Below are 23283 nucleotides of genomic sequence, written 5' to 3' on the forward strand. Positions count from 1 at the left end.
CATGACCACGCTGCCGCCCGACTTCGCCGATCTCGAGCGCTTCGTGCCCGACTGGGTCCATGCCGACGCGCCCGCGCGCATGGCCAAGCGCCAGGGCTCGACGATCGCCGACATCAAGGCCTTCTACCAGGCCATGCTGCCGCGCGGCGAGGCCGTGCTCGCCTGCCTGCGCGGCCACCAGCTCGGCGACCTGCCGGCCGAGGTCGAGACGCTCCTGCGGCTGATGCTGATGCTGGCCGAGGTCGCGCCCGCGGTCGAATGGTACGACGATCCCGCGGTCTACGACGGCTTTCCCGTCGGACGCATCTGCTACACCCGGCTGATCTCCGATACGGGAGCCCAGGCATGAACGAGCTCGCCACCCCGCCGGTCCCCGGCATCGGCCTGACCGCGCGCTATCCCGAGATCGACACCGGCCCGGTCGACACCGCGATCTATCACGAACCTGCGGCCTACGCGAAGGAGATGGAAGCCATCTTCAAGCGATCCTGGTTCATGGTCGGCCGGACCGAACAGATCGCGCGGGCGGGCGACTTCTTCACCTATACCTTGCCGACCTTCCGCCAGGAGATCCTGGTCTGCCGCGATCGCGACGGCCATGTGAACGCGTTCCACAACGTCTGCACCCACCGCGGCAACGTCGTCGAGCATCGCAAGGAGGGGCACAGCCAGGGCCTCTTCATGTGCCGCTTCCACGGCTGGGCCTTCGATCTCAAGGGCGGCCTCGCGCGTATCCGAGACGAGGAAGGCTTCTTCGGCGTCGACAAGAGCTGCAACGGCCTGAAGCGCATGCCCGTCGGGGTCTGGCAGGGCTTCATCTGGGTCTGCCCGAGCGACGAGCCGTACCAGAGCCTCGAGGATTTCCTCGGCGAACAGGGCCGCGACACCGCCGGCTATCCCTGGGGCGCCTGCACGCAGTCCTACCAGTTCGAGGTCGAGGTCGACTGCAACTGGAAGCTGGTCAATGACAGCCCGGCCGAGGTCTATCACATCCCCGTGCTGCACCCGAATTCGGCGGCGCCGACGATGATGGCCTCGGGCAACATCATGGGCCGGCTGCTCGGCACCGAGATCAAGGGTCACCACCGCACCAATTCGCACTACAGCGTGATGGGCGAGCCCAAGCCCGTGCAGAAGCTCGCCTATTTCCACGCCGCCGCGGCGCAGAACGTGGCGGTGGACGACAAGGGCTACGAACTGCCCAAGGGGATCAATCCCACGCGCTCGCCGTGGTGGACGGTCGACCTGATCCAGTTCTTCCCGACGATCGGCTTCACCCTGTCGGCGGGCATGTACACCGCGCACCAGGTCTGGCCGCTGGGCCCGAACAAGTCGCTCTACCAGCAGCGCGTCTTCGTCCGACCGGCGAAGACCGCGGCCGAGCGCTTCGGCCAGGAGAACACCATGGTCGAGTTCCGCGACGTGGTGATGGAGGACTTCTCCACGCTCGAACGCATCCAGCGCGCGCTCGACACCGGCCAGATCAAGCAGTTCCACTATCACGACCACGAACTGGCGCTGCGGCACCAGCATCATGTCGTGACCACGATCCTCGCGGAATGGGACCGCGAGCAAGCCTCAGCACAAGGATAAGACGATGGCGACGATCGCACAGACCGCCCCCTGCCGCGCGGTGACGCCCGAGGAAGTGGCGCATTACGAGACGCACGGCTGGGTCCAGCTCAAGCGCTTCATCTCGCCCGAGATGATCGCGACGATGCTGACCAAGGCCAAGGAACTGATGGGCGAGGACGGCGACAGCAACCCGCCCTATGGCATCGACCAGCCCTATTTTAACGCCTTCGCCGCCTCGGGCTACAACGACGAGCGGGTGAAGCCGGTGTTCGACGGGATCGGCCAGGCGGCCAAGGCGCTGATGAACCGCAAGTCGGACTATGGCGTGCGCCTGTTCAACGACTTCTTCGCGCCCAAGCTGCCCGCGGCCAAGAAGACGCGCAACCAGGGCAATGGCCCGACCTCGTTCCACCAGGACTACATCACCTTCGCGGTCGATCGTTCGGGTGGCATGACCTTCTGGATCCCGCTCGAAGCCTATGGGCCCGAGGCGGGGACGATGTCGTTCCTCAACGGCTCGCACAAGCTGGGGGTGCTGGGGAACTATACCAGTTACGACGGCAAGGACATTCGCGAGGTCTGGCCCGAGCTCAAGGACTGCGAGGAGAGCCCGCAGATCGACTACGAGCTGGGCGACATCACCGTGCACACGCACCTGACCGTGCATGGGGCCGGCGCCAACCACCTCGACCGGCCGCGCTGGGCCTACCTCGTCCTGCCGCAACCTGCCGACGCACGATGGAACGGCGCGCCGCCCGAGGCCTTCGATCCCAAGGCGCATGGCATGGAGCCTTACGGCAAGTTCCCCGACGAGGCGTTTCCGATCATCGGGTGAGGGGGCGGCGAAAGTTTCGTCATCCCCGCGAAAGCGGGGACCTTTGGCCTGTGTTTCTCCGCACCCTAGGACAAGGCCGAGAGAGGTCCCCGCTTTCGCGGGGATGACGGGGCTTGTAGGCTCACCCCCATGAAATCCATCGCCACCCTGACGCTCAACCCGACGATCGATGCCTCCTACGACGTCGATCGGGTCATCCCGACGCACAAGATCCGCACGCGCAACGAGCGCTACGAGCCCGGCGGTGGCGGGATCAACGTCGCGCGCGTGTTCTGCCGGCTCGGCGGCAAGGTCGAATGCCTCTACCTCTCGGGTGGCGGCACCGGCGCGGCCTTCGATGGGCTGCTCGACGACATGGGCCTGCCGCGCCGCCACGTCACGATCGCCGAGCCGACGCGCGTCGCCAGCGCGGTGCACGAGGCCGAAACGGGCAAGGAATTCCGCTTCGTCCCCGCCGGGCCGACGATCTCGGAGGAAGAGTGTGCGGCTTGCCTCGACCTGCTGCGCGAAGTCGACTGCGACTACTTCGTCGCCAGCGGCTCGCTGCCGCCGGGCATCGCCGACGATTTCTACGTCCGCGCCGGCGCGCTCCTGCGCGAGCGCGGCATTCCGCTGGTGCTCGACACTTCGGGCCACGCGCTGAAGGAAACCCTGACCGCGGGCGGCGTCTATCTGGTCAAGCCGAGCGCTGGCGAATTGCGCCAGTTCACCGGCGAGGCGCTGGAAACGCCCGAGGACATCGCCGCGGCGGCCATGGCGATCGTCGCGGCGGGGCAGGCCGAACTCGTCGCGGTGACGCTCGGCCACAAGGGCGCGGTGCTGGCGCAGGCCTCGGGCACGACCTTCGTGCCGGCGCTGGAGATCGAGGCGCGCAGCGCCGTCGGTGCGGGCGACAGCTTCCTCGCGACAATGCTCTTCGCGCTGTCCGAGGGGCGCGATCCGGTCGAGGCCTTTCGCTACGGCATGGCCGGCGGCGCTGCCTCGGTGCTCAATCCGGGTACCGGCCTCGCGCATCCCGACGACATCGAGCGGCTGTTCGCGCAGGTCGCGCGGGCCTAGAACTCCGCGACGATCCGCCCGACCACGCCGCCCGCCTCCAGCCGTGCCAGCCCGGCCGGGATCTCGTCGAAGCCGATGGTCGAGGCCTCGATCGTCAGCTCGCCGCGCGCCATATGGGCGATGACCGCGGCGGTGTTCTCGGGCTGGCCGCCGCCCGAGCCCACGAGCGTGACCGACTTGCCGACGAGTTCCATCGTCGAGATCGTCGCCGATGTCCGGCCGAGCCCGACCTGGACCACGCGCCCACCGACGCTCACCGTGCGGATCGCGCCGGCCGTGGTCTCGCCGAAACCGGCGAAGTCGACGATCAGGTCGAGCCCGAGCCCGACCATGTCGAGCACGTCGGGAAACACCTCGATCACGCCCTGCTCGCGCGCCGCGGGCCAGGCCTCGCGCCGCGGTTCGGCGGCCCAGACCTGCGTGCCGCCGAGCACGGCGAGCCTTGCGCCGGTCATGCCCAGGCCGCCGAGACCGATCACGCCGACCTTCATCCCCGGCTGCAGCGCACCGGCCTTGTAGAGCGCGGTATGCGAGGTCTGGCCGGCGTCGGTCGCGGCCGCGCCCTGCGCGAAGCTGACCGTGTCGGGCAGGGGGATCAGGCAGGCGGGCGGCACCAGGCAATGCGTGGCATAGCCACCGTCGGCGTGGCGCCCGGGGCAGAACTCAAGGCTGCCCGAGGCGACGACGCGTTGGCCCACGGCAAGGCCGCCGACGCCGCCACCCAACGCGGCGATCTCGCCCGCGACCTCGTGGCCGAGGATCAGCGGCGGCGGCACCGGCATGAACGGGGTCAGCGTGCCGTCCATCCGGCCGACGTCGCTGTGGCAGAGCCCCGATGCGCGCACGCGCAACAGCACCTCGCCCGGACTGGGGCGCGGCGTCTCGCGCTCGATCCGTTCGAGCGGCCGATGCGCGCCGGTGAACAGCCAGGCTTCCATCCTAGAGCTTGAAGCCGCCCGAGGCGTCGATCGTCTGCGCGGTGATCCAGCGGCCGAGCGGCGAGGCGAGGGCATAGACGATGTCGGCGATCTCTTTGGGCTGGCCGAAGCGCTTGAGCGCGGTGAAGTCGATCACGCCCTTGGCCAGTTCGGGATCCTCGGTGACGTGGAGGTTGGTCTCGCCCGCAGTGAAGCCCGGCGAGACCGCGTTGACCGTGATGCCGCGATGGCCGAGGTCCTGCGCCAGCACGCGGGTGAAGGCCTCGACCGCCGCCTTGGCCATCGAATAGACGATGATGCCGGGATCGGTCAGCCGCGATCCGGTCGACGAGATGTTCACCACGCGGCCGTGGTCGCGCAGATGGTGGTAGAGCGCGCGGGTCAGCAGGAAGGGGCCGCGCACGTTGTTGTTGAAGGTCTGGTCGTAGAGCGCCTCAGTGCTGTCGAGGATCGTCGCATAGTCGCCGCCGCCGATGTTGTTGATCAGGATGTCGATCTCTTTCGAGCCGGTGCGGGCGGTGAATTCCTTGTCGAGCGCGGCGATCAGCTTCTCGTTCTCGCCGGGCTCGCCGATCCTGGCCTGGACGGTGAAGGCCTGGCCGCCGGCGGCCTCGATCGCGGCGACCGTGTCGGCCGCGGCCTGGTGGTTGCCCGCATAGTTGACCGCGACCAGCGCGCCCGCCGCCGCCAGCCGCTCGGCCATGGCGCGGCCGATGCCGCGTCCGCCGCCGGTGACCAGCGCCGTCTTGCCTGCCAGATCCTTCTGCATTCGCTCGTTCCTCTCCCTGGCCGTCCCGCGGGACCGGCCGAGGAGGACCTCAGGCGACGATCGCGCGGCGGCAGAATTCCCAGATTTCGTCGGCGAGCCGCGGCCGGCGATAGCTGGCCTGCTCTCCGCTTTCTTCCATCAGCGTCTCGATGTGGACGGTGCTCGCGATCAGATTGTAGATCAGCGTGGCTTGCAAGATGGGATCGCACTCGCGCACCTGACCGATGCGGATGCCCGCGCTGATCCTTTCGGCAATCATCGTGATCAGCGGCTGCAGCGCGGCTTCGAGCTCGGCCGGGCGGCTCTGCGCGAGCCGCATGTGCTCGCGCACCATGGCCGAGATGCGGCGCATGCCGATCCGGCCCTGATGGGGCTGCGAGCCGAGCACGAGCAGATCGACGACCACGCGGAGCTGGTCGAGCGGCTCGGCGAGATGCGCCGTCTCGCGTTCGAGGTGTTCGGCGGATTCGCGCAAGGTCTCGGCGAAGACCGCGACGACGAGATCGTCCTTGCCCTCGAACCGCTCGTAGAACGCGCGGCGGGCGAGGCCGGTGCGCTTGAGCATCGCGCGGATGGTCAGCCCGTCGAGGCCTTCTTCCTCGAGCAGTTCGTTGGCGGCGGCGATGATGCTTGCCCTGCGGACGCACTCGGCGTCATTGTCGGGCGTATCGGCGGAGACTGCCAGGTCGGCGTGTGGCGACATGGCACTTCGGTTACCGTGTCCGGGGCCGCAGGTCCAGCCGCGGACATTGACAAAATCGGGTATAGGTTCTACAAAACGAGAACACTGTTCTCAACTGTTTCTGGAGTATTTCGCAATGCCGCTAGTCACCTACGTCGATCATGATGGAACCCGCCATGAGGTCGAGGTGGAGGTCGGCGACAACGTGATGCGCGGTGCGGTCAACAACGGCGTCGAGGGCATCGTCGGCGAATGCAGCGGTGGCCTGGCCTGTGCGACCTGCCATTGCTACGTCGCGGCCGACTGGGCCGACGTGGCGGGCACGCCGACCTCGGACGACGAGCGCGACATGCTCGAATCCGCTGCGGCCGAGGTGCGTCCGACCAGCCGCCTGAGCTGCCAGATCGAAGTCACCGCCGAGCTCGACGGTCTCGTGGTCGAACTGCCCGAGCGTCAGTACTGAGCGGAACTGGGAGAGAAAACCATGGCCACCGCCCCCATCGTCATTCCCGAGAACGATCCGCGCAATCCGGTGCCGTTCCCGCTGCCGCGCCTGGCCGGCCCGGACCAGGTGCCCGATCACGTTCCCGAAGCGCTGATCCGCTCGACGAACATGCTGTTCAACCCGGAATTCCTCGCCGATCCCTATGCCTATTTCTCGGGCATGCACGAGAAGCTGCCGCCGATCTATTATGACGTCGGCCGCATGGGCAACGCCTGGAACCTCACCAAGCACGAGGACGCCTTCTTCGCGCTGCGCCATGGCGAGTATTTCTCCTCGGCCAGCTCGACGCCGTTCCCGCGCGATCCCAGCGACTACTTCTACTTCCTGCCGATCGAGATCGATCCGCCGATGCACCGCAAGTATCGCGCGATCGTCGATCCGCTGGTCAATCCCCAAGCCGTGCTCAAGTGGGAAGAGCGCATCCGCAAGTTGTCGAACGACCTGATCGACGCGGTGATTGCCAAGGGCGAGTGCGAGTTCACCGAGGACTTCGCGCGGCCGCTGCCGGTCTGCGTATTCCTCGACCTCATGGGCCTGCCGCAGGACATGCGCGACCAGTTCGTCACCTGGGTGGTGCAGCTGCTCAAGAACTTCGATCCCGCGCAGATGATCCCGACGATGAAGATCATCGGCGACTATCTGAAGAGCGCGATCGAGGACAAGCGCAAGAACCCCGACGAGGGCATGATCAGCCGCATCGTCCACGCCGCGCCGAACGGCGAGCCGCTGTCCGACAAGGAGATCTTCGGCTTCGTCTTCTTCGTCTTCATCGCCGGGATCGACACGGTCTACGCGACGCTCAACAACATCTGGTACTGGCTCGCGCGCAATCCCGATCGCCGGCACGAGATGATGGCCGATCCCGACAACATCAACGCCCAGGTCGAAGAGCTGCTGCGCGTGTTCTCGGTGACCTTCTCGGGCCGCATCCTCAAGCAGGATCTCGAGCTGCGCGGCGTGCAGATGAAGGCCGGCGATCGCCTGACTTCGATCCTGCCCGCCTGCAACTACGATCCCGAGGTCTTCCCCGAACCGCGCAAGATCGACTTCCATCGCCCGCGCAAGCCGATCCTGGCCTTCGCCGGCGGCGTGCACTCGTGCATGGGCGCGCACCTGGCGCGGCTCGAGATCAAGATCGGCCTGCAGGAATGGCTCAAGCGCATCCCCGAGTTCTCGGTGAAGCCCGGCGCCGAGATCAAGTATCCGCCGAGCGCGGTGGTCGGCCCCGAGCCGCTGCCGCTGGTCTGGTAAGGCTCAGCAGCCGCCACGTTCGGGACGGAAACGCACCTCCCGATCGTGGCGGATCAGCAGCAGTTCGCGTCCGTCGACCGTCAGCGGCTCGTGCGCGAAGGCGATCTGGCCGAGGTCGTTGGGCGCGAAGCTGAAGCGGGCTTCGCTCGCGCTGCCGGCGGTCAGCGCGAAGCGCTCGCTCTCGAGATCGAGCGCGGGCAGCTGGAACTTCACCGACACCACCGTCTGCCCGGGCTTAAGCGGCACGACCCAGGTCTGGTAGCCGAGCGGGCTGCCCAGGGTCGAACCGTCGCTGAGCACGATCAGCGCGTTGAAGAACTGCGGCGAAAGCCCGTCGGGCAGGTCGAGCTTGAGGCGGAATTCGTCCGCGCCGGCTGCACTCTCGCCGACGAGGGCAAAGCGCGGCGGATTGACCGGATCGCTGTCGAGCAGGACCTGCGTGCCATCGCTCTCCCAGCGTCCCTGCGCGCGCTCGTCGATCGCGCCATAGGACAGGCCGTAGCGAAATCGCCCGTCGGAGGCGAGGATCAGCTCTGCGGCGACCTCGGTCGCGCCGCCGTTGTACTGGCCCGCAAGGCAGCGGGCGGGCGCGGCGTAGGCAGCAGAGGCAAGCTGGATCGTCAGCGCGAGCGCGCCAAACAAAGATAGTGGACGCAACATAAGACTGGCAAGCGACTCCGGTTTGCTGCACCATTCGCGGCAAACGGGGGCCGCGGCAAGAGGCCCCAGATTGGAGAGCGGGCCATGGAGTTTCGCCCACTGCATCGCGATTTCGGCGTCGAGGTCCTCGGCTTCGACCTGCAGCACGGCGGCACGCGCGACGAGATCGCCGTCTTGCGAGAGGCCTACGACCGGCATCACCTGTTGCTGTTCCGCAAGGGTGGGCGCGTCTCGGCAGATCGGCACGTCGAGATCGCCGGCTGGTTCGGCCCGCCCGCGCCGATCGCCAACGATGCCGATGGCAGCCTCGTGACCGTGCTGCAGAACGAGGAGGCCGCGGGCCGGCTCGAGCTGCCGTTCCATTCGGACTTGACCTATACCGCGGATCCGATCGACGCGATCTGCCTCCATGCGATCGCCGTGCCCGAGGGCGGTAGCTCGACGACGTTCGTCAGCAGCGCCGCCGCCTGGGACAAGCTGCCCGCGGCGCTGCAGGCCGAACTGGCCGACAAGACCCTGCGCCATTTCTACAATTCGCGGCTGATGGTCGCCGACTGGCCGAGCTTCGCCGCCGAGCACCCGGTGCGGCTCGCGCATCCGCGTACCGGTCGGCCGATCCTGTTCGTCACCGAGAACCACGCCGAGCGCATCCTGGAGATGGACGCGGCGCGCAGCCGGGCGGTGATCGAGGAGCTGTTCGGCGTGCTCTACGCACCCGAAGCGCGGTATCAGCACTGGTGGGAGCTCGACGACCTGGTGATGTGGGACAATCTCGCGATCCAGCACGCGCGCACCGAGGAAGCGCATCCGCGCTCGGGCAAGCGCGCGCTGCAGCGCGTGGCGCTGGCCAGGGTGGGATTCCACGAACTGCTCGAACGCGCGCGGGCGGCCGAGGCGGTTTAGGCGGTCAGTGGTTCCGCCTGGCGCCGCCCCGGCAGCATCAGCGCCGCCAGCGCCGCGGCCACGCCGAACAGGCCGGCGATCATGAAGGCCGGGGCGTAGGTGCCCCATTCCTCGCGGATGATCCCGGCGCCGAGCGCGGCCGTGGCGGCGCCGATCTGGTGGCCGACCATGACCCAGCCGAACACGATCGGCGCGTCGCGCTCGCCGAAGGTGCGGTTGGTGATCGCGACGGTCGGCGGCACGGTGGCGATCCAGTCGAGCCCGTAGAACACCGCGAAGACCGCGAGGCTGGTTGCGCTGAAATCGATGAAGGGCAGGGCGACGAGGCTGAGCCCGCGCAGGCCGTAGTAGACGAAAAGCAGCCGGCGCGGATCGTAGCGGTCGGTCAGCCAGCCCGAGGCGGTGGTGCCGAACAGGTCGAACAGCCCCATCGTCGAGAGCAGGCCCGCGGCGGCGACGGGGGCGATGCCGTGGTCGCCGCAATAGGCGATCAGATGCGTGCCGACGAGGCCGTTGGTGGTCAGCCCGCAGACGAAGAAGGTGCCGAACAGCAGCCAGAACACCGGGCTGCGCGAGGCCTGGACCAGCACGGTGATCGCCAGCGCCGGATTGGCCGCCTGGCGCGGCGCGGGCGGGGCGTCGCCCGGTTCCTCGCCGAAGCGGGCGACGCCGACGTCCTGCGGCCGCTCGGGCACGAGCAGCGCGACCAGCGGGATCAGCGCGAGGCAGGCGAGGCTGACGACGAGGACCACCGGCTTCCACGCGCCCTCGCGCGTCAGCCAGGCGAGCACGGGCAGGAACACCAGCGCGCCGGTCGCCGCGCTGGCGCTGAACAGGCCCATGACCAGGCCCTGGCGCGCGGCGAACCAGCGGTTCACCACGGCCGCGCCGAGCACCATGGTGATCGCGCCGGTGCCCACGCCCGAGAACACGCCCCAGAGCAGCAGGTAGTGCCAGGCCTCGCTCATCCACTGGCTGGCGAAGGTCGATGCCGCCATCAGCGAAAGGCCCGCGATCATCGTCCGCTTGATGCCGAAGCTCTGCATCAGCGCTGCCGCGAAAGGGCCAACCAGGCCATAGAGGAAGATGCCGAGCGCGGCTGTGGCCGAGATCGTCGCGCGGTCCCAGCCGAAGTGCACTTCGAGCGGCACCATCAGCACGCTCGGCGCCGAACGCAGCCCGGCGGCGGCCAGCAGCGCAACGAAGGTGACGGCGGCGACGATTGCCGGCCAGCGCAGCGCCGGCCTCATGACGTCATCTCCCCCTGGGCCGCACCGACCAGCCGATCGAGCGTGCCGAGCAGCACCTGCCATTCGTTCGCCGGGATCTCGCCGAGCAGGTCGTCCTGCGCGGCCTCCCAGTCGCCCTCGGCGCCCTGCATCGCGGCGCGGCCGGCGGGGGTGAGGCGGGCCAGCTTCGAGCGGCGGGGGCCCGAGGCGAGCGCGATCCAGCCCACGCGCTCGACCGGCGTCAGGGTGCGGTACAGCGAGGTCCGGTCCATCACCAGCTTCTCGGCGAGTCGGCTCAGTGGCATTTCGCCCTCGGCGCGCGCCAGGTTGCGCAGGATCGAGAACTGCGTCGTCGTCATGCCGTGCGCGGCGAGACGCTCGTCGTAGAGCCGAGTCACCGCGCGCGAGGCCTTGCGCAGCGCGGTGCAGGCACAGGCGGAAATCTTTTCATGATGCATATGCATCATCGTGGTTGCCCGTGACGGCGATGTCAACCGCTCTCGAAGGTCCATCGCTTGTCGCTGCCCATCGGGCGTGCGAAGTCCTCGGCGATGACCGCCGGCGCCATATCCTATCCCGATCCGTTCACGCGTTCGATGCTGACGATCGCCGCGACCACGGCGGTGATGATGGTGACGATCGACGGCACGATCGCGATCATCGCCTTGCCGAGCATCCAGAGCAATCTCGCCGCCTCGCACGAGCAGATCGCCTGGGTGCTGACCTCCTACCTTATCGCCGCGGCCATCGCGACGCCGCTGTCGGGCTGGCTGGCCGATCGCTTCGGGCGCAACAAGATCATCGCGCTGTCGGTGGCGAGCTTCACCCTGGCCTCGATCGGCTGCGGCCTCTCGCCGAACCTAGAGACCTTGGTGTTCTTCCGCTTCCTCCAGGGTGCCACGGGGGCGAGCGTAGTGCCGCTGACCCAGGTGCTGTTGCTCGACATCAACCCACCCGAGCGCCATGGGCCGGCAATCGCGCTGTTCGGCATGGGATCGCTGTTCGGGCCGATGATCGGGCCGACCTTGGGCGGCTGGCTGACCGAATACGTGTCCTGGCGCTCGATCTTCCTGATCAACGCGCCGATCGGCCTGCTCAGCCTGGGCATTTTTGTGGTGTTCGGCCGCGAGCGGCTGCGCGAGGGCGTGCGCAAGTTCGACGGCAAGGGCTTCATGATGGTCGCGGTCGCGTTGACCGCGATGCAGCTGATGATCGACCGCGGTCAGATGCTCGACTGGTTCTCCTCGCCCGAGATCGTGCTCGAAGCGACCGTCGCCGGGCTCTTCGCCTATGTCGCGGTGGTCCACATGTTTACCTCGCGCGATCCCTTCATCAAGCCGGCGATCTTCCGCGACCGCAACTTCCTGCTCGGCACGGTGATGACCGCCTTGCTCGGCGTTCTGCTCAACGGCGTGATCCCGATGGTCACCAACATGATGCAGCAGTTGCTCGGCTATCCGGTGATCCTGACCGGCATCCTCTCGGCGCCGCGCGCGGTGGGCAACATGCTGACGATCCTGTTCGTCGGGCGCATGGTCTCGAAGGTCGACGGGCGGCTGCTGATCTTCGCCGGCATGCTGATGCTGGTCTGGAGCCTGCATATCCTGACCGGGCTGTCGCTCGATGCGAGCCAGGAGGAACTGGCCTTCGTCGGCTTCCTTCAGGGCTGCGGTTCGGGCTTCCTGTTCCTGCCGCTCAACCTGATCGTGTTCAACACGCTGCCGATCGAACTGCGCAACGAGGGTTCGACGCTCTTTGCGCTGACGCGCAACCTCGGCGGGGCGGTCGGGATTTCGATGATCCAGGCCGCGACGGTGCGCGACACCAGCATCGCGCAGTCCTATCTGGTCGAGGGCGTGCGGCCTGACAATCCGCTGGTCGGCTGGTGCTGGCCCGATCTCGACTTCGTCGATCCCGCCGCAATCGGCGGCGTGCTCGGCGAGGTCGTGCGGCAGGCGACGATGGTCGCCTATGTCGATTCGTTCCGCGTGCTGATGTTCCTGGCGATCGGCGTGGCGCCGCTGTGCCTGATGATGAAGATGGGTCGCGGGCCGGCCCAGGCCGCGGGCACGCCGCCGCCGATCCACGCCGAATAGGATGGATCGCTACTGGTGATCTCGCGTCATCCTGACGAAAGTCAGGATCCATTATGCACTCCGTTGTCCGGTCACCCGCGACACTCGCGCCATAGTGCCACACGGCCAGCCTTGGCCGGCTCGCGCGGTTCCGAATAGATCCTGACTTTCGTCAGGATGACGGAAGCGCACCGGAGCATTTCCGCTGTGCCAAACGAATTGGCCCGCCACACCGGAGTGCGACGGGCCAGCTTTCCTCCCCAGGAAAGGCGTGTCGTCTTAGCGCCCGCGCGTGGCGGTGCCGAGACGGTGATAGAGGTTCGAGTACTTCGCGGAATCCGGCGCGTCCTCGTTGGCCTGTAGGTAGAACCGTACGGCCTCTTTCAGCAACTTGAAATCGTCGGTCGACAGGACGGCACGGGCCAGAGTGGGTTCGCTCATCGTATCGCTCCTTCTTCCTGGGCTCGCGGTGATACGAATACCGCGAGCCTGGTTGCCTGCGGCTTAGGCCGCCAGTTGGTTCCCCGCGGCCTTAGGCCGCGAACTGGTTCATCGTGTTGGCGGCGCCACCGGCCTTCAGCGCCGCTTCGCCCGAGAAGTATTCCTTGTGGTCGTCGCCGATGTCCGAGCCCGACATGTTCTGGTGCTTCACGCAGGCGATGCCCTGGCGGATCTCCTGGCGCTGGACGCCCTTGACGTAGCCGAGCATGCCCTGGTCGCCGAAGTATTCCTTGGCGAGGTTGTCGGTGCTCAGCGCGGCCGTGTGATAGGTCGGCAGCGTGATCAGGTGGTGGAAGATGCCGGCGCGCGCCGCGGCGTCGCGCTGGAAGGTGCGGATGCGCTCGTCGGCTTCGTCGGCCAGCGGCGTGCCGTCGTAGTCGACGCTCATCAGCTTGGCGCGGTCGTAGGCCGACATGTCCTGGCCTTCCGCCGACCAGCGGTCGAACACCTGCTGACGGAAGTTCAGCGTCCAGTTGAAGCTGGGCGAGTTGTTGTAGACCAGCTTGGCATTGGGCACGACTTCGCGGATGCGATCGACCATGCCGGCGATCTGCTCGATGTGCGGCTTCTCGGTCTCGATCCACAGCAGGTCGGCGCCGTTCTGCAGCGAGGTGATGCAGTCGAGGACGCAGCGGTCTTCGCCGGTGCCCGTGCGGAACTGGAACAGGTTCGAAGGCAGGCGCTTGGGGCGCATCAGCTTGCCGTCGCGGCTGATCAGGACTTCGCCGTGGCCGACCGTGGTGACTTCCTCGCAGTCGAGGAAGGCGTTGTACTGGTCGCCGATGTCGCCGGCTTCCTTGGTGAAGGCGATCTGCTTGGTCAGGCCGGCGCCGAGCGAGTCGGTGCGGGCGACGATCACGCCGTCATCGACGCCGAGTTCCATGAAGGCGTAACGGACCGCGCGGATCTTGGCGATGAAGTCCTCGTGCGGGACCGTGACCTTGCCGTCCTGGTGGCCGCACTGCTTCTCGTCCGAGACCTGGTTCTCGATCTGGATGCAGCAGGCGCCGGCCTCGATGAACTTCTTGGCGAGCAGGTAGGTCGCCTCGGCATTGCCGAAGCCCGCGTCGATGTCGGCGACGATCGGCACGATGTGCGTCTGATAGTCGTCGATCTTGTGCAGCAGGCGGTGCGTGGTGACCGCGTCGCCCGCCGCCTTGGCGGCGTCGAGCTCGCGGAACAGCATGCCCAGCTCGCGCGCGTCGGCCTGGCGCAGGAAGGTGTAGAGCTCTTCGATCAGCGCGGGGACCGAGGTCTTCTCGTGCATCGACTGGTCGGGCAGCGGGCCGAACTCGCTGCGCAGCGCGGCGACCATCCAGCCCGAGAGGTAGAGGTAGCGGCCCTCGGTCGTGCCGAAGTGCTTCTTGATCGAGATCATCTTCTGCTGACCGATGAAGCCGTGCCAGCAGCCGAGCGACTGCGTGTAGGCGGCCGGATCGAGGTCATAGGCGGCCATGTCGGCGCGCATGATCTTGGCGGTGTACTTGGCGATGTCGAGGCCCGTGCGGAAGCGGTTCTGCAGGCGCATGCGCGCGACCGATTCGGCTTCGATGCCGTTCCAGGTCTGCTGGTTGTCGCCGATCGTCTGGCGGGCTTCGGTGATGGTCTGCGAGTAGGTCACGGTGAAAATCCCTGCAAAAGCGCGTGTTCGATGATTTCGCCTAGGCCAGGGATCTGCGCGGCGGAACGGCTCGCGGAGTGCGGCTGTCAAGCTTTACAGATTATCATTGTAAAGTTGTATAGATATGACAAAGATCGATTGTAATGGTTGACAACCGCTCCCTCTATCTCGGCCCGCGGATCAAGCGGCTGCGGCGCGAGCTCGGCCTGACCCAGCAGGCCATGGCCGAGGACCTGGCGATCTCGCCCAGCTACGTCGCATTGCTCGAGCGCAACCAGCGGCCGCTGACCGCACCGCTGCTGCTGCGCCTCGCGCGGACCTACAAGCTTGACATGGAGGACCTCGCGGCCGAGGAGGGCGAGGACTACGCCCGCCGCGTCGCCGAGGTGCTGCGCGATCCGATCTTCTCCGACATCGACCTGCCGGCGCTCGAAGTGGCCGACCTCGCGACCAACTTTCCCGGGGTCAGCGAGGCGCTGCTGCGGCTCCACGGCGCCTACCTGCGCGAGCAGCAGGCCCTGGCCGAGCAACGCGTGCCCGGCGCCGAGGAGGGCGCCGATCCCGTGGCAGAGGCGCGCCGCTTCGTCGCGCGCGAGCGCAATCATTTCCCCGATCTCGACGCGCGCGCCGAGGCGCTGGCGGCCGAGATCGCCGAGGCGGGCGGCGCGCAGGAATTCCTGCGCAAGCGCGGGCTCAGGGTGCGCTTCCTGCCGCCCGAAGTGCTGGTCGATACGATCCGCCGCTACGACCGCCACAACGAGCAACTGCTGATCGACGAGACGCTCGATGCCGCGGGGCGCGCCTGGCAGCTCGCGATCCATATCGCCTATACCGTCATGCGCAGCGACATCGCCCGGATCGTCCGCGCCGAGACCTTCGCGAGCCAGACCGCGGCGACGCTCGTCCGCCGCGCGCTCGCGGGCTATGCCGCGGCGGCGCTGGTCATGCCTTACGACAAGTTCGCGCGCGCGGCCGAGAGCCGGCGCTACGACATCGAGGCCCTGGCCAGCCTGTTCGGCACGAGCTTCGAGCAGACCGCGCATCGCCTGACCACGCTCGGACGGCCTGGGCGCGAGGGTGTGCCGTTCTTCTTCATCCGCGTCGACCAGGCTGGCAATGTCTCGAAACGCCTCGACGGCGCGGGTTTCCCTTTCGCCGCGCATGGCGGGTCGTGCCCGCTGTGGAGCGTCCATTCGGTGTTCGGCCGGCCGGGCGAGGTGGTGACGCAGTGGCTCGAGCTGCCCGACGGCCAGCGCTTCTTCTCGATCGCGCGCCGCGTGACGAGCGGCGGCGGGCGCTGGGGGCGGTCGCAGGTGCACGGGGCCATCGCGCTGGCCTGCGCCGCCGAGCATGCGCCCAAGCTGGTCTATGCCGAGGGGCACGATCCGCGGAGCGTACCGGCAACGCCGATCGGCGTGACCTGCCGCCTGTGCCACCGCGCATCGTGCCCCGCGCGTGCCGCGCCACCGATCGGCCGCGAAATCCTGCCCGACGACTATCGCCGCGCCGCCGAACCGTTCACCCTGGGCGAAAGCTGAAGGGAGAAGCGGGATGGGACAGTTCGACGGTAAGGTTGCCATCGTCACCGGCGGCACGATGGGTATCGGCGCCGCCATCGCCGAGGTCTTCGTCGAGGAAGGCGCCAAGGTCGTGATCGCCAGCCGCAATGCCGCACAGGGCGAGGCGCTTGCGGAAAGGCTCGGCGCCGCGGTCCGCTATCGGCGCACCGACGTGGCGCAGCGCGATCAGGTCCAGACGCTGGTCGACTTCGCCCTGGCCGAGTTCGGCGGGCTCGACGCGATGGTCAACAACGCCGCGATCACCGGTGCCTTCCACAACCGCTTCCTCGACGACGACATGGCCGACTTCGACGCGGTCGTGCGGGTGAACCTCGCGGGGGTGATGTACGGCAGCCAGATCGCCGCACGGCACATGGCGGGGCAGGGCGGCGGGGCGATCGTCAACCTCTCGTCGATCGCCGCCGAGGTGCCGGGCTTTGCATTGCTCGCCTATCGCGCGGCCAAGGCCGGGGTCGAGAACTTCACGCGCTCCTTGGCGATCGACCTCGGCGAATACGGCGTGCGGGTGAATGCGATCCAGCCCGGGCACATCCCCACGCGCAACAGCGACTTCGGCGGCCATCCGGGGCTGACGCCCGAGCAGAGCGCCGAGCTGAACGCGATCGTCGATACGATCTACAACGCCGACCAGCCGCTCAAGCGCCGCGGCGACCCGCGCGACGTCGCCTATGCCGCCGCCTTCCTCGCCAGCGACCGCGCCGCCTATATCACCGGCCAGGTGATCGCGGTCGATGGCGGTGTCACCGCGGGCTCCGCGTTCAACCAGAACAAGCTGCTCGGCGACGCGCGTCGCGACTATCTGGCGAAGTTCGGGCTGGAATAGGAAAAGATCCTCCCCTCCAAGGGGAGGGGGACCGCCAGCGAAGCTGGTGGTGGAGGGGTGTTACCCTCTCCGAGACGGCGACACCCCTCCGTCGGGCGCTACGCGCCTGCCACCTCCCCTTGCAGGGGAGGATCCCACCGTAGAACCGTCCCCGCGATCCTTGTGTGGAGACCTGCGTTCTCGTTGATCCCGCCTGTGATCGCCGGTAGATCACAGCGCATAATAGTTGGTGAGAGGAGAATGCCGTGGCCGCGCTCAGCGAAGCCGTTCCCGTTCCCGCCCATGTGCCGCCCGAGGCGGTCTATGACTTCGACATGCGCGCCGATCCCGGGCTTCTCGCCAATCCGCACGAGCGTGTGCGCGAGATGCTGCGCGAGGCGCCGCCGGTGTTCTGGACGCCGCGCAACGGCGGGCGCTGGATCGCCATCGGCCATCCCGAGATCTTCCAGGCCTCGCGCGATCCCGAGAACTTTTCCAGCGGGCTGATGCCGCGCGAGATGCTGGCGGCGGCCATGGCGATGATGCCCAAGGATATGCCGCGCATCCCGCAGGCGACCCCGATCACGATGGACCCGCCCGAGCATGGCAAGTTCCGCGGGCCGCTGCAGAAGACCTTCTCGCCGCGCGCGGCGATGAACCAGATCGAGGAGATCCGCGGTCTTTGCGACGAACTGATCGACAAGGTCATCGACCAGGGCCACTGCGATTTCATCGCCGCGATCGCCGAGCCGCTGCCCGTCACGGTCTTCCTCAAGATGATGGGACTGCCGGTCTCGCGGCTGGCCGAGTTCCGCGAGCTCGTGCACGAATTTCTCGCCAACACCGCCTCGGGCGACATGATGGCCAGTGCGGCGATGTCGCGGAAGGTCGCCGACGCGATGCTGGCCGACATCCTCGCGCGCAAGGACGATCGCCGCGACGACATCATCAGCCTGCTCTGGGCGACCGAGATCGACGGCGAGCCGATGACGCTCGAACTGATGGAGGACTATGCCGTCCTGCTGTTCATCGCCGGGCTCGATACGGTGATCAACGGCATGGGCTTCGGCGTCCGCCACCTCGCCACCCACCCCGAACTGCAGGAGAAGCTGCGCGCGGAGCCCGAACTGATCGTCGAGGCGGCCGAGGAACTGCTGCGCCGCTACAGCTTCACCATTCCGATGCGCCGCGTGGCGCAGGACACGACGCTCGGCGGCTTCGACCTCAAGCAGGGCGAGTGGCTGGCGCTCTATATCCCCGGTGCCGATCTCGATCCGCGCGAGTTCGCCGAGCCCGAGCGGTTCGACCTCGATCGCGAGAACAAGGTTCATATCGCCTTCGGCGCGGGGCCGCATCGTTGCCTGGGGGCGCATCTCGCGCGCGTCGAGCTGCAGGTGCTCTACCAGCAATTGCTCACGCGGCTGCCGCCGTTCCGGCTCGACCCCGATGCCTCGGCCGCCTTCCATTCGGGCAATATCATCGCCTTCGATTCGCTGCCGATCCGGTGGGATTGATGGAACCGATCGCAGGATAGTTCAAAAACGAGTGCAACCTGTGTGCGAGCCGGCGCAGAGCTATTGACGGCGCATACGCGGGGGCCTAGGTCGGGCTTGTTCGAAATAGCGAAACCTAGTCTATCAGGGGGAAGATGTCGCGATCCTCACCGGGCGTCCGCCGCGTGGCCGCCATTCTCAATTTCATCGCCGACCATCCGGGGCAGGCCTTTGCTCTGACCGATCTGGTGCGTGCGCTGAAGCTCAGCCGGGCGACCTGTCATGCCCTGCTGACGGGGCTCGTCGATGTCGGCTACCTCTATCGCACCAGCGACAAGACCTACGTGCTCGGCCCGGCGCTGGCCTCGATCGGCCGCACCGCCGCGCAGCACTTCTCGCCGCTGCAGGTCGCACAGCCCGAGATGCGCAGCCTGGCCGACGAGTTCGACGTGGTCTGCTCGGCCTATTTCCTCGAAGGCGACATGATCCACCTGCGCGATCGCGCCGCCTCGCTCAGCCACCTCGGCTATCCGGTGCCGATCGGCACGCGGATGAAGCTGCGCTCGCCGCAGGCGACGGCCTTCTTCGCCTGGTCGCCGCGCGATGCCGAGGCCTGGCTTGAGACGGTCGATCCCAAGCCCACCGCCGACCGGCGCGACCTGATGTTCAAGGCGATGGACTTCGCCCGCGAACACGGTTTCGTCGTGCTCGTGCGCGGGCCGGGGTTCGAGGGCAGCGATGAGACCAGTGATCGCGCGATGGGCGTCGACAACGACGAGATTCCGGTAACGCCGATCGCCCATATCGACGTGACCACGGTCTATCCGATCGGCGCGTTGATGGCGCCGATCCTCGACGAACGCGGCCAGGTGAGCTTCTGTCTGCTGCTCGCCGGGTTCCACGCGGCGATGACCGGCGTCGAGGTCCTCGCTGCGGGCGATCGGTTGCGCGCCGCCTGTCAGCGTATCTCGAGCTTCGTGGCGGGCCGCGGCCGTCAGGTCACCGTCGAGGACTGAACTCCAGCACCCGTTTTCTCCGGCTCGGCTTGACGCTCGCCTTCGGCTGGCCTATCGCTATTTCCCGAAAACAAATTCACTAATGGGAATTTGTCCGCGCCGACTGGCGACGGATTTGGGAGATGGCGATTGTCTGACGTGATCGTGGCGCCTTCGACGCGCGACCTGGAAATTCTGGCCGGCAAGCTGACGCAGTGGATGGCCGCGCGGATGCCCGAAGCCAGCGACCTGCGTTTGACCGAATTCTCCTATCCCAAGGGTGCGGGCCAGTCGCACGAGACGATCCTGTTCGACGCCGAATGGCGCGAGGGCGGCGCGGCGCGCGCGCAGGGCTTCGTCGTGCGGATCAAGCCGTCGAGCTTCACCGTATTCCCCGACAACCTGTTCGACGAACAGTACCAGCTGATGAAGGTGCTCAGCGACGGCGACTACGTCCGCGTTGCCAAGCCGCTGTGGTTCGAGGCCGACGCCGATCTGCTCGGTGCGCCGTTCTTCGTCATGGAGAAGGTCAAGGGCCGCGTGCCCGTCTCCGTGCCGCCCTATGCCAAGACCGGCTGGCTGTCCGAGGCGACCCCGGCGCAGCGCCGCCACCTGTGGGAGGGCGCGGTGCGCCAGCTCGCGGCGATCCAGCTCGTGCCGCTCGACAAGGTCCAGTTCCTCGCCGGCAGCGGCGACGCGCGCGAGGGCCTGGCACAGGAGTGGGACAAGTACACGCGCTTCGTCGACTGGGTGAAGGACGATCCGCGCGCCGAGATCCTCGAGGCCGGCCGCCAGCGGCTGCTCTCGCTCTGGCCGAAGAACCAGCCCGAAGGCCTGGTCTGGGGCGATGCCCGCATCGGCAACATGATGTTCGACGAGAATTTCGACGTGGTCGCGGTGATGGACTGGGAGCAGCCCTCGCTCGGCGGCGCGCTGCAGGACCTGGCGTGGTTCTGCACACTGTCCGAGATCATGCACGGCAAGAACAGCCCGATCGGCGCACCGCTCGAAGGCATGGGCACGCGCGAGGAAACGATCGCGCTGTGGGAAGAGATCACCGGCAAGTCGGCCGCCGACCTCGCCTGGTACGAGGAATTCACCCAGCTCAAGATGGCCTGCACCGGCGTGCGCATGGACGGCATGCGCGGGACCCAGATGTCGAGCGCGGAAAGCCTCAAGGTGCGGCTCAAGGTCTAGTTCGTCGCTTCGCGGAACGGGCTCCCGTCCCGCTCGGGATCGGCCGCCAGCCGGCCGGGGGCGGGGTCCCGTTTCCGCGGGGCATCTGCGGCGGAGCTTCCGCCGGCCCCCATGGATTTTCGTTTCGATTGATGCGACACCCTCGCCATGAGCGATAGCGACTTGCGCAAGATGCGTTTCGAGGACGGCGGTTTCCTCGTCCTCGTCCTTCTGGTGACACTGGCCTTCATCTGGCTGCTGATGCCCTATTTCGGCGCGGTCCTCTGGGGCGTGGTCGCGGCGATCGTCTTCGCGCCGGTCCAGCAGATGCTGGTCCGCCGCATGCACGGCCAGCGCAATTTCGCCGCGGCCTCGACCTTGATGCTGATCCTCGCGCTGGTCATCGTGCCCGCCATCTTCATCGCCGTCAGCCTCGTCCAGGAAGCCGCGGCGCTCTATACCAAGTTCCAGTCGGGCGAGATCAATCTCGCCGCGGTGTTCTCCGACCTGCGCGACGCGCTGCCCTATTGGGCGCGGCGCTGGCTCGACAGCCGCGGCCTCGCCGATTTCGAGGGCGTCCAGCGGCTGGTCGGCCAGGGCATCACCACCGGCCTCCAGACGATCGCCACGCGCGCGCTGCTGTTCGGCCAGGGCGCGCTGAGCTTCGTCGCGGCGCTCGGCGTCATGCTCTATCTCACCTATTTCCTGCTGCGCGACGGCAAGGAGATGGGCGCCAAGATCAAGGCGGCGGTGCCGCTGCGTCCGAACCTGCGCGACACGCTGTTCCAGCACTTCGTCGTCGTCGTCCGCGCGACGGTGAAGGGCACGGTGGTCGTCGCGATCATCCAGGGCCTCCTCGGTGGCCTGATCTTCTGGATTCTCGGGGTCGAGGGCGCCTTGCTCTGGGGCGTGGTCATGGGCTTCTTCTCGCTGGTGCCGGCGGTCGGCACGGCGATCATCTGGGTGCCCGTGGCGCTGTTCCTGCTGGTCACCGGCTCGATCTGGCAGGGCGCGGTGCTGGTGTTCTGCGGCGTCTTCATCATCGGCATGGTCGACAACCTGCTGCGTCCGATCCTGGTCGGCCAGGACACGCGCATGCCCGATTTCCTCGTGCTGATCGCGACGCTCGCGGGCATCGAGCTGTTCGGGCTCAACGGCTTCATCGTCGGCCCGGTGATCGCCGCGCTGTTCCTCGCGGTCTGGAACATCATCGCCGAGGAACGCGGCGCCGAACTGCCGCTGCCGACGGGAACCAGCAGCGGGACCTAAGCCCCGCCGCTTTTCCATTTCCCCGCTCTCAGATCGGCAGGTTGTACAGCTCCGCCGCATTCTCCTGCAGCACGCGCTTGCGCGTGGCGTAGTCGTGCTGGCCGAGCGTCTCGACAAGCTTGTCCTGCACCCCGGGATAGAGCGAAGTCGGGTGCGGATAGTCGGTCTCGAACATCACGCGATCGACGCCGATCTCTTCGAGCATGTGCTTGGGGGCATAGTCCTCGAACCAGTAGCTGACCCAGAAGTGCTGCTTGAAGTATTCCTTCGGCCGCATCTTGAGCCCGCGGTTCTCGCGCGTGCGGAACTCGTCGAGCTGGTGCTCCATCGCCTCGAGCCAGAACGGCACCCAGCCCATGCCGCTCTCGATCAGGCCGATCTTGAGCTTGGGGAAGGTGTCGAGGATGCCCGAGACCATGAAGTTCGACAGCGTCGCCGCGCAGCCGACGTGATGCAGCAGCGCGTGGATCGGCAGCTTCTGGTCGAAGCCGAGGTTGTCCCAGATCGCCGAATTGGCGTCGAGCGAGGCGTTGAGGTGGTAGTTGAGCGGAATGCCCTGATCGTTGCAGATCTCGAAGACCTCGGCCCAGAAGGGCGAGACCTTGCCGTCGGGGCCGACATAGGCGCTCGAGCTGTCGACGCGCTCGGGCCGGTCGGGCAGGGTGATGCCCTTGAGGCCCATGTCGGCGATGCGGCGCATCTCCTTGTTCATCAGGTCCTTGTCCCAATAGGGCAGGGTTCCCATGCAGTTGATGCGGCCGCCGGACTCGTCCATCCGCTCCTTGCAGGCGTCGTTGTAGATCTCGGTGATCGCGACGGCGAGCGGCTCGTCGCCCAGCCCCAGCAGCGAGCCGACCTGGGTCACGCCGCCGTTCTGGAAGCAGATCTGGCCCCAGACCCCCATCGCGTCCATCTGCGCGAGCCGCGGCGCGACGAGGTAGGAGCCCGGATCGATCTGGTCGTAGTTCTGGAAGGCCAGCCGGCCGAGCAGCTTGTTGCGGTCCTTGGCGATGACGTTGCCGCCGATCGAGCCGAAGTGCTTGTCGCCGACGAACCACTGGTCGGCACCGTCGATGCGGCGGACGTGCGGCATCTTGTCCTTCATCGCGGCCGGCGCGTGGCTGGTCCAGAGGTCCGCGGGCTCGGTGAAATGGGTGTCGCAGTCGATGATCTTGATGCCTTCGAACAGCGGATCGACGCCGCGCATGTGTGCGTCGAAATCGACTTCGCGGATGTGACCGCCGGGTGCCCAGCCTTCGGCGAGCCAGTACCACTTGGCGTCGTCGACGCCGGCTTTCATCACGGTGCTCTTCGGATTGTCCTCGGCCATTTCGGCTCTCCCTCTCACGATTCGTTGGGGCGGAG

General features: G+C 67.3%; 23 protein-coding genes. 14 read left to right on the forward strand and 9 right to left on the reverse strand.

The features are described 5' to 3' along the window. Position 1: 1 nt before the first annotated feature. The 4 genes from OLX23_RS00705 to OLX23_RS00720 all read left to right on the forward strand — a co-directional run bounded on the left by OLX23_RS00705 (position 2) and on the right by OLX23_RS00720 (position 3469). Positions 2–349, forward strand: a complete 348-nt coding sequence (locus OLX23_RS00705; RefSeq protein WP_264442214.1) for a hypothetical protein — start codon at positions 2–4, stop codon at positions 347–349. Continuing rightward, the gene (locus OLX23_RS00710; RefSeq protein ID WP_264442215.1) at positions 346–1593 is read left to right on the forward strand and encodes an aromatic ring-hydroxylating oxygenase subunit alpha; all 1248 of its coding nucleotides are present in this window, start codon (positions 346–348) and stop codon (positions 1591–1593) included. The genes OLX23_RS00705 and OLX23_RS00710 overlap by 4 nt, the downstream gene beginning before the upstream one ends. A gap of 4 nt (positions 1594–1597) precedes the next feature. Then, complete coding sequence (locus OLX23_RS00715) at positions 1598–2410, forward strand: phytanoyl-CoA dioxygenase family protein (RefSeq protein WP_264442217.1); 813 nt, start codon at positions 1598–1600, stop codon at positions 2408–2410. A 129-nt stretch (positions 2411–2539) separates the two neighbouring features. Next, positions 2540–3469: a 1-phosphofructokinase family hexose kinase gene (locus OLX23_RS00720; RefSeq protein ID WP_264442218.1), complete on the forward strand. Its 930-nt coding sequence runs from the start codon at positions 2540–2542 to the stop codon at positions 3467–3469. Here the strand turns inward: OLX23_RS00720 and OLX23_RS00725 are convergent. Genes OLX23_RS00725 through OLX23_RS00735 form a run of 3 tightly spaced genes read right to left on the reverse strand, consistent with a single transcriptional unit; the run spans position 3466 to position 5879 of the window. After that, positions 3466–4407 (reverse strand): alcohol dehydrogenase catalytic domain-containing protein, encoded by a 942-nt coding sequence (locus OLX23_RS00725; RefSeq protein ID WP_264442219.1) that lies wholly within the window; start codon positions 4405–4407, stop codon positions 3466–3468. The genes OLX23_RS00720 and OLX23_RS00725 overlap by 4 nt on opposite strands. Position 4408: 1 nt before the next feature. Continuing rightward, entirely contained in the window at positions 4409–5176 is a 768-nt protein-coding gene (locus OLX23_RS00730) for an SDR family oxidoreductase (protein ID WP_264442220.1), read from the reverse strand. 49 nt (positions 5177–5225) lie between these two features. After that, positions 5226–5879, reverse strand: coding sequence for a TetR/AcrR family transcriptional regulator (locus OLX23_RS00735; protein WP_264442221.1), 654 nt, complete (start codon positions 5877–5879; stop codon positions 5226–5228). A gap of 115 nt (positions 5880–5994) precedes the next feature. Here OLX23_RS00735 and OLX23_RS00740 point away from each other — a divergent pair, with 115 nt between their 5' ends. Together OLX23_RS00740 and OLX23_RS00745 are read left to right on the forward strand one after the other, a co-directional pair. Then, positions 5995–6321, forward strand: a complete 327-nt coding sequence (locus OLX23_RS00740) for a 2Fe-2S iron-sulfur cluster-binding protein (RefSeq protein WP_264442223.1) — start codon at positions 5995–5997, stop codon at positions 6319–6321. Positions 6322–6342: 21 nt separating this feature from the next. Continuing rightward, the gene (locus OLX23_RS00745; protein ID WP_264442225.1) at positions 6343–7614 is read left to right on the forward strand and encodes a cytochrome P450; all 1272 of its coding nucleotides are present in this window, start codon (positions 6343–6345) and stop codon (positions 7612–7614) included. Positions 7615–7617: 3 nt separating this feature from the next. Here OLX23_RS00745 and OLX23_RS00750 read toward each other — a convergent pair whose 3' ends face one another. Next, on the reverse strand, positions 7618–8256 hold the full coding sequence (locus OLX23_RS00750) for a hypothetical protein (protein ID WP_264442227.1): 639 nt from the start codon (positions 8254–8256) through the stop codon (positions 7618–7620). A gap of 102 nt (positions 8257–8358) precedes the next feature. On the opposite strand from OLX23_RS00750, the gene OLX23_RS00755 reads away from it, so the two are divergent. Continuing rightward, positions 8359–9177, forward strand: a complete 819-nt coding sequence (locus OLX23_RS00755; RefSeq protein ID WP_264442229.1) for a TauD/TfdA dioxygenase family protein — start codon at positions 8359–8361, stop codon at positions 9175–9177. On the opposite strand, the gene OLX23_RS00760 is transcribed toward OLX23_RS00755, so the two are convergent. Beyond that, positions 9174–10427: an MFS transporter gene (locus tag OLX23_RS00760; protein WP_264442230.1), complete on the reverse strand. Its 1254-nt coding sequence runs from the start codon at positions 10425–10427 to the stop codon at positions 9174–9176. The genes OLX23_RS00755 and OLX23_RS00760 overlap by 4 nt on opposite strands. Next, positions 10424–10864 carry a MarR family winged helix-turn-helix transcriptional regulator gene (locus OLX23_RS00765; RefSeq protein ID WP_264442231.1) on the reverse strand — a complete coding sequence of 147 codons (441 nt, stop codon included), beginning with the start codon at positions 10862–10864 and terminating at the stop codon, positions 10424–10426. Before OLX23_RS00765 ends, OLX23_RS00760 begins: the two co-directional genes overlap by 4 nt. Before the next feature lie 57 nt (positions 10865–10921). Between OLX23_RS00765 and OLX23_RS00770 the strand changes: the two genes are divergently transcribed. Continuing rightward, positions 10922–12502 carry a DHA2 family efflux MFS transporter permease subunit gene (locus tag OLX23_RS00770; RefSeq protein ID WP_264442233.1) on the forward strand — a complete coding sequence of 527 codons (1581 nt, stop codon included), beginning with the start codon at positions 10922–10924 and terminating at the stop codon, positions 12500–12502. 258 nt (positions 12503–12760) lie between these two features. Here the strand turns inward: OLX23_RS00770 and OLX23_RS00775 are convergent, their stop codons facing one another. After that, complete coding sequence (locus tag OLX23_RS00775; protein WP_264442234.1) at positions 12761–12922, reverse strand: hypothetical protein; 162 nt, start codon at positions 12920–12922, stop codon at positions 12761–12763. Positions 12923–13013: 91 nt separating this feature from the next. Beyond that, positions 13014–14603, reverse strand: coding sequence for an isocitrate lyase (locus OLX23_RS00780; protein WP_264442235.1), 1590 nt, complete (start codon positions 14601–14603; stop codon positions 13014–13016). A 143-nt stretch (positions 14604–14746) separates the two neighbouring features. Here OLX23_RS00780 and OLX23_RS00785 point away from each other — a divergent pair, with 143 nt between their 5' ends. The 6 genes from OLX23_RS00785 to OLX23_RS00810 all read left to right on the forward strand — a co-directional run bounded on the left by OLX23_RS00785 (position 14747) and on the right by OLX23_RS00810 (position 21918). Beyond that, entirely contained in the window at positions 14747–16141 is a 1395-nt protein-coding gene (locus OLX23_RS00785; protein ID WP_264442236.1) for a helix-turn-helix domain-containing protein, read from the forward strand. 13 nt (positions 16142–16154) lie between these two features. Further along, positions 16155–17006, forward strand: a complete 852-nt coding sequence (locus OLX23_RS00790) for an SDR family NAD(P)-dependent oxidoreductase (protein ID WP_264442237.1) — start codon at positions 16155–16157, stop codon at positions 17004–17006. 245 nt (positions 17007–17251) lie between these two features. Then, positions 17252–18499 (forward strand): cytochrome P450, encoded by a 1248-nt coding sequence (locus OLX23_RS00795; RefSeq protein WP_264442238.1) that lies wholly within the window; start codon positions 17252–17254, stop codon positions 18497–18499. A gap of 164 nt (positions 18500–18663) precedes the next feature. Then, on the forward strand, positions 18664–19494 hold the full coding sequence (locus OLX23_RS00800) for an IclR family transcriptional regulator (RefSeq protein ID WP_264442239.1): 831 nt from the start codon (positions 18664–18666) through the stop codon (positions 19492–19494). Positions 19495–19632: 138 nt separating this feature from the next. Continuing rightward, positions 19633–20670, forward strand: a complete 1038-nt coding sequence (locus OLX23_RS00805) for a phosphotransferase family protein (RefSeq protein WP_264443689.1) — start codon at positions 19633–19635, stop codon at positions 20668–20670. 147 nt (positions 20671–20817) lie between these two features. After that, positions 20818–21918, forward strand: a complete 1101-nt coding sequence (locus OLX23_RS00810; protein WP_264442240.1) for an AI-2E family transporter — start codon at positions 20818–20820, stop codon at positions 21916–21918. Between the two features lie 28 nt (positions 21919–21946). Here the strand turns inward: OLX23_RS00810 and OLX23_RS00815 are convergent, their stop codons facing one another. Continuing rightward, on the reverse strand, positions 21947–23248 hold the full coding sequence (locus OLX23_RS00815; RefSeq protein WP_264442241.1) for an amidohydrolase family protein: 1302 nt from the start codon (positions 23246–23248) through the stop codon (positions 21947–21949). Positions 23249–23283: the final 35 nt, after the last annotated feature.

It is taken from the genome of Novosphingobium sp. JCM 18896 (genome assembly GCF_025938095.1).
Lineage (GTDB): Bacteria > Pseudomonadota > Alphaproteobacteria > Sphingomonadales > Sphingomonadaceae > Novosphingobium.

Coding starts and splice junctions, on each gene's coding strand:
- OLX23_RS00705 (WP_264442214.1), top strand. CDS start 2: ATGACCACGCTGCCGCCCGACTTCGCCGATCTCGAGCGCTTCGTGCCC.
- OLX23_RS00710 (WP_264442215.1), top strand. CDS start 346: ATGAACGAGCTCGCCACCCCGCCGGTCCCCGGCATCGGCCTGACCGCG.
- OLX23_RS00715 (WP_264442217.1), top strand. CDS start 1,598: ATGGCGACGATCGCACAGACCGCCCCCTGCCGCGCGGTGACGCCCGAG.
- OLX23_RS00720 (WP_264442218.1), top strand. CDS start 2,540: ATGAAATCCATCGCCACCCTGACGCTCAACCCGACGATCGATGCCTCC.
- OLX23_RS00725 (WP_264442219.1), bottom strand. CDS start 4,407: ATGGAAGCCTGGCTGTTCACCGGCGCGCATCGGCCGCTCGAACGGATC.
- OLX23_RS00730 (WP_264442220.1), bottom strand. CDS start 5,176: ATGCAGAAGGATCTGGCAGGCAAGACGGCGCTGGTCACCGGCGGCGGA.
- OLX23_RS00735 (WP_264442221.1), bottom strand. CDS start 5,879: ATGTCGCCACACGCCGACCTGGCAGTCTCCGCCGATACGCCCGACAAT.
- OLX23_RS00740 (WP_264442223.1), top strand. CDS start 5,995: ATGCCGCTAGTCACCTACGTCGATCATGATGGAACCCGCCATGAGGTC.
- OLX23_RS00745 (WP_264442225.1), top strand. CDS start 6,343: ATGGCCACCGCCCCCATCGTCATTCCCGAGAACGATCCGCGCAATCCG.
- OLX23_RS00755 (WP_264442229.1), top strand. CDS start 8,359: ATGGAGTTTCGCCCACTGCATCGCGATTTCGGCGTCGAGGTCCTCGGC.
- OLX23_RS00760 (WP_264442230.1), bottom strand. CDS start 10,427: ATGAGGCCGGCGCTGCGCTGGCCGGCAATCGTCGCCGCCGTCACCTTC.
- OLX23_RS00765 (WP_264442231.1), bottom strand. CDS start 10,864: ATGCATCATGAAAAGATTTCCGCCTGTGCCTGCACCGCGCTGCGCAAG.
- OLX23_RS00775 (WP_264442234.1), bottom strand. CDS start 12,922: ATGAGCGAACCCACTCTGGCCCGTGCCGTCCTGTCGACCGACGATTTC.
- OLX23_RS00785 (WP_264442236.1), top strand. CDS start 14,747: ATGGTTGACAACCGCTCCCTCTATCTCGGCCCGCGGATCAAGCGGCTG.
- OLX23_RS00790 (WP_264442237.1), top strand. CDS start 16,155: ATGGGACAGTTCGACGGTAAGGTTGCCATCGTCACCGGCGGCACGATG.
- OLX23_RS00810 (WP_264442240.1), top strand. CDS start 20,818: ATGAGCGATAGCGACTTGCGCAAGATGCGTTTCGAGGACGGCGGTTTC.
- OLX23_RS00815 (WP_264442241.1), bottom strand. CDS start 23,248: ATGGCCGAGGACAATCCGAAGAGCACCGTGATGAAAGCCGGCGTCGAC.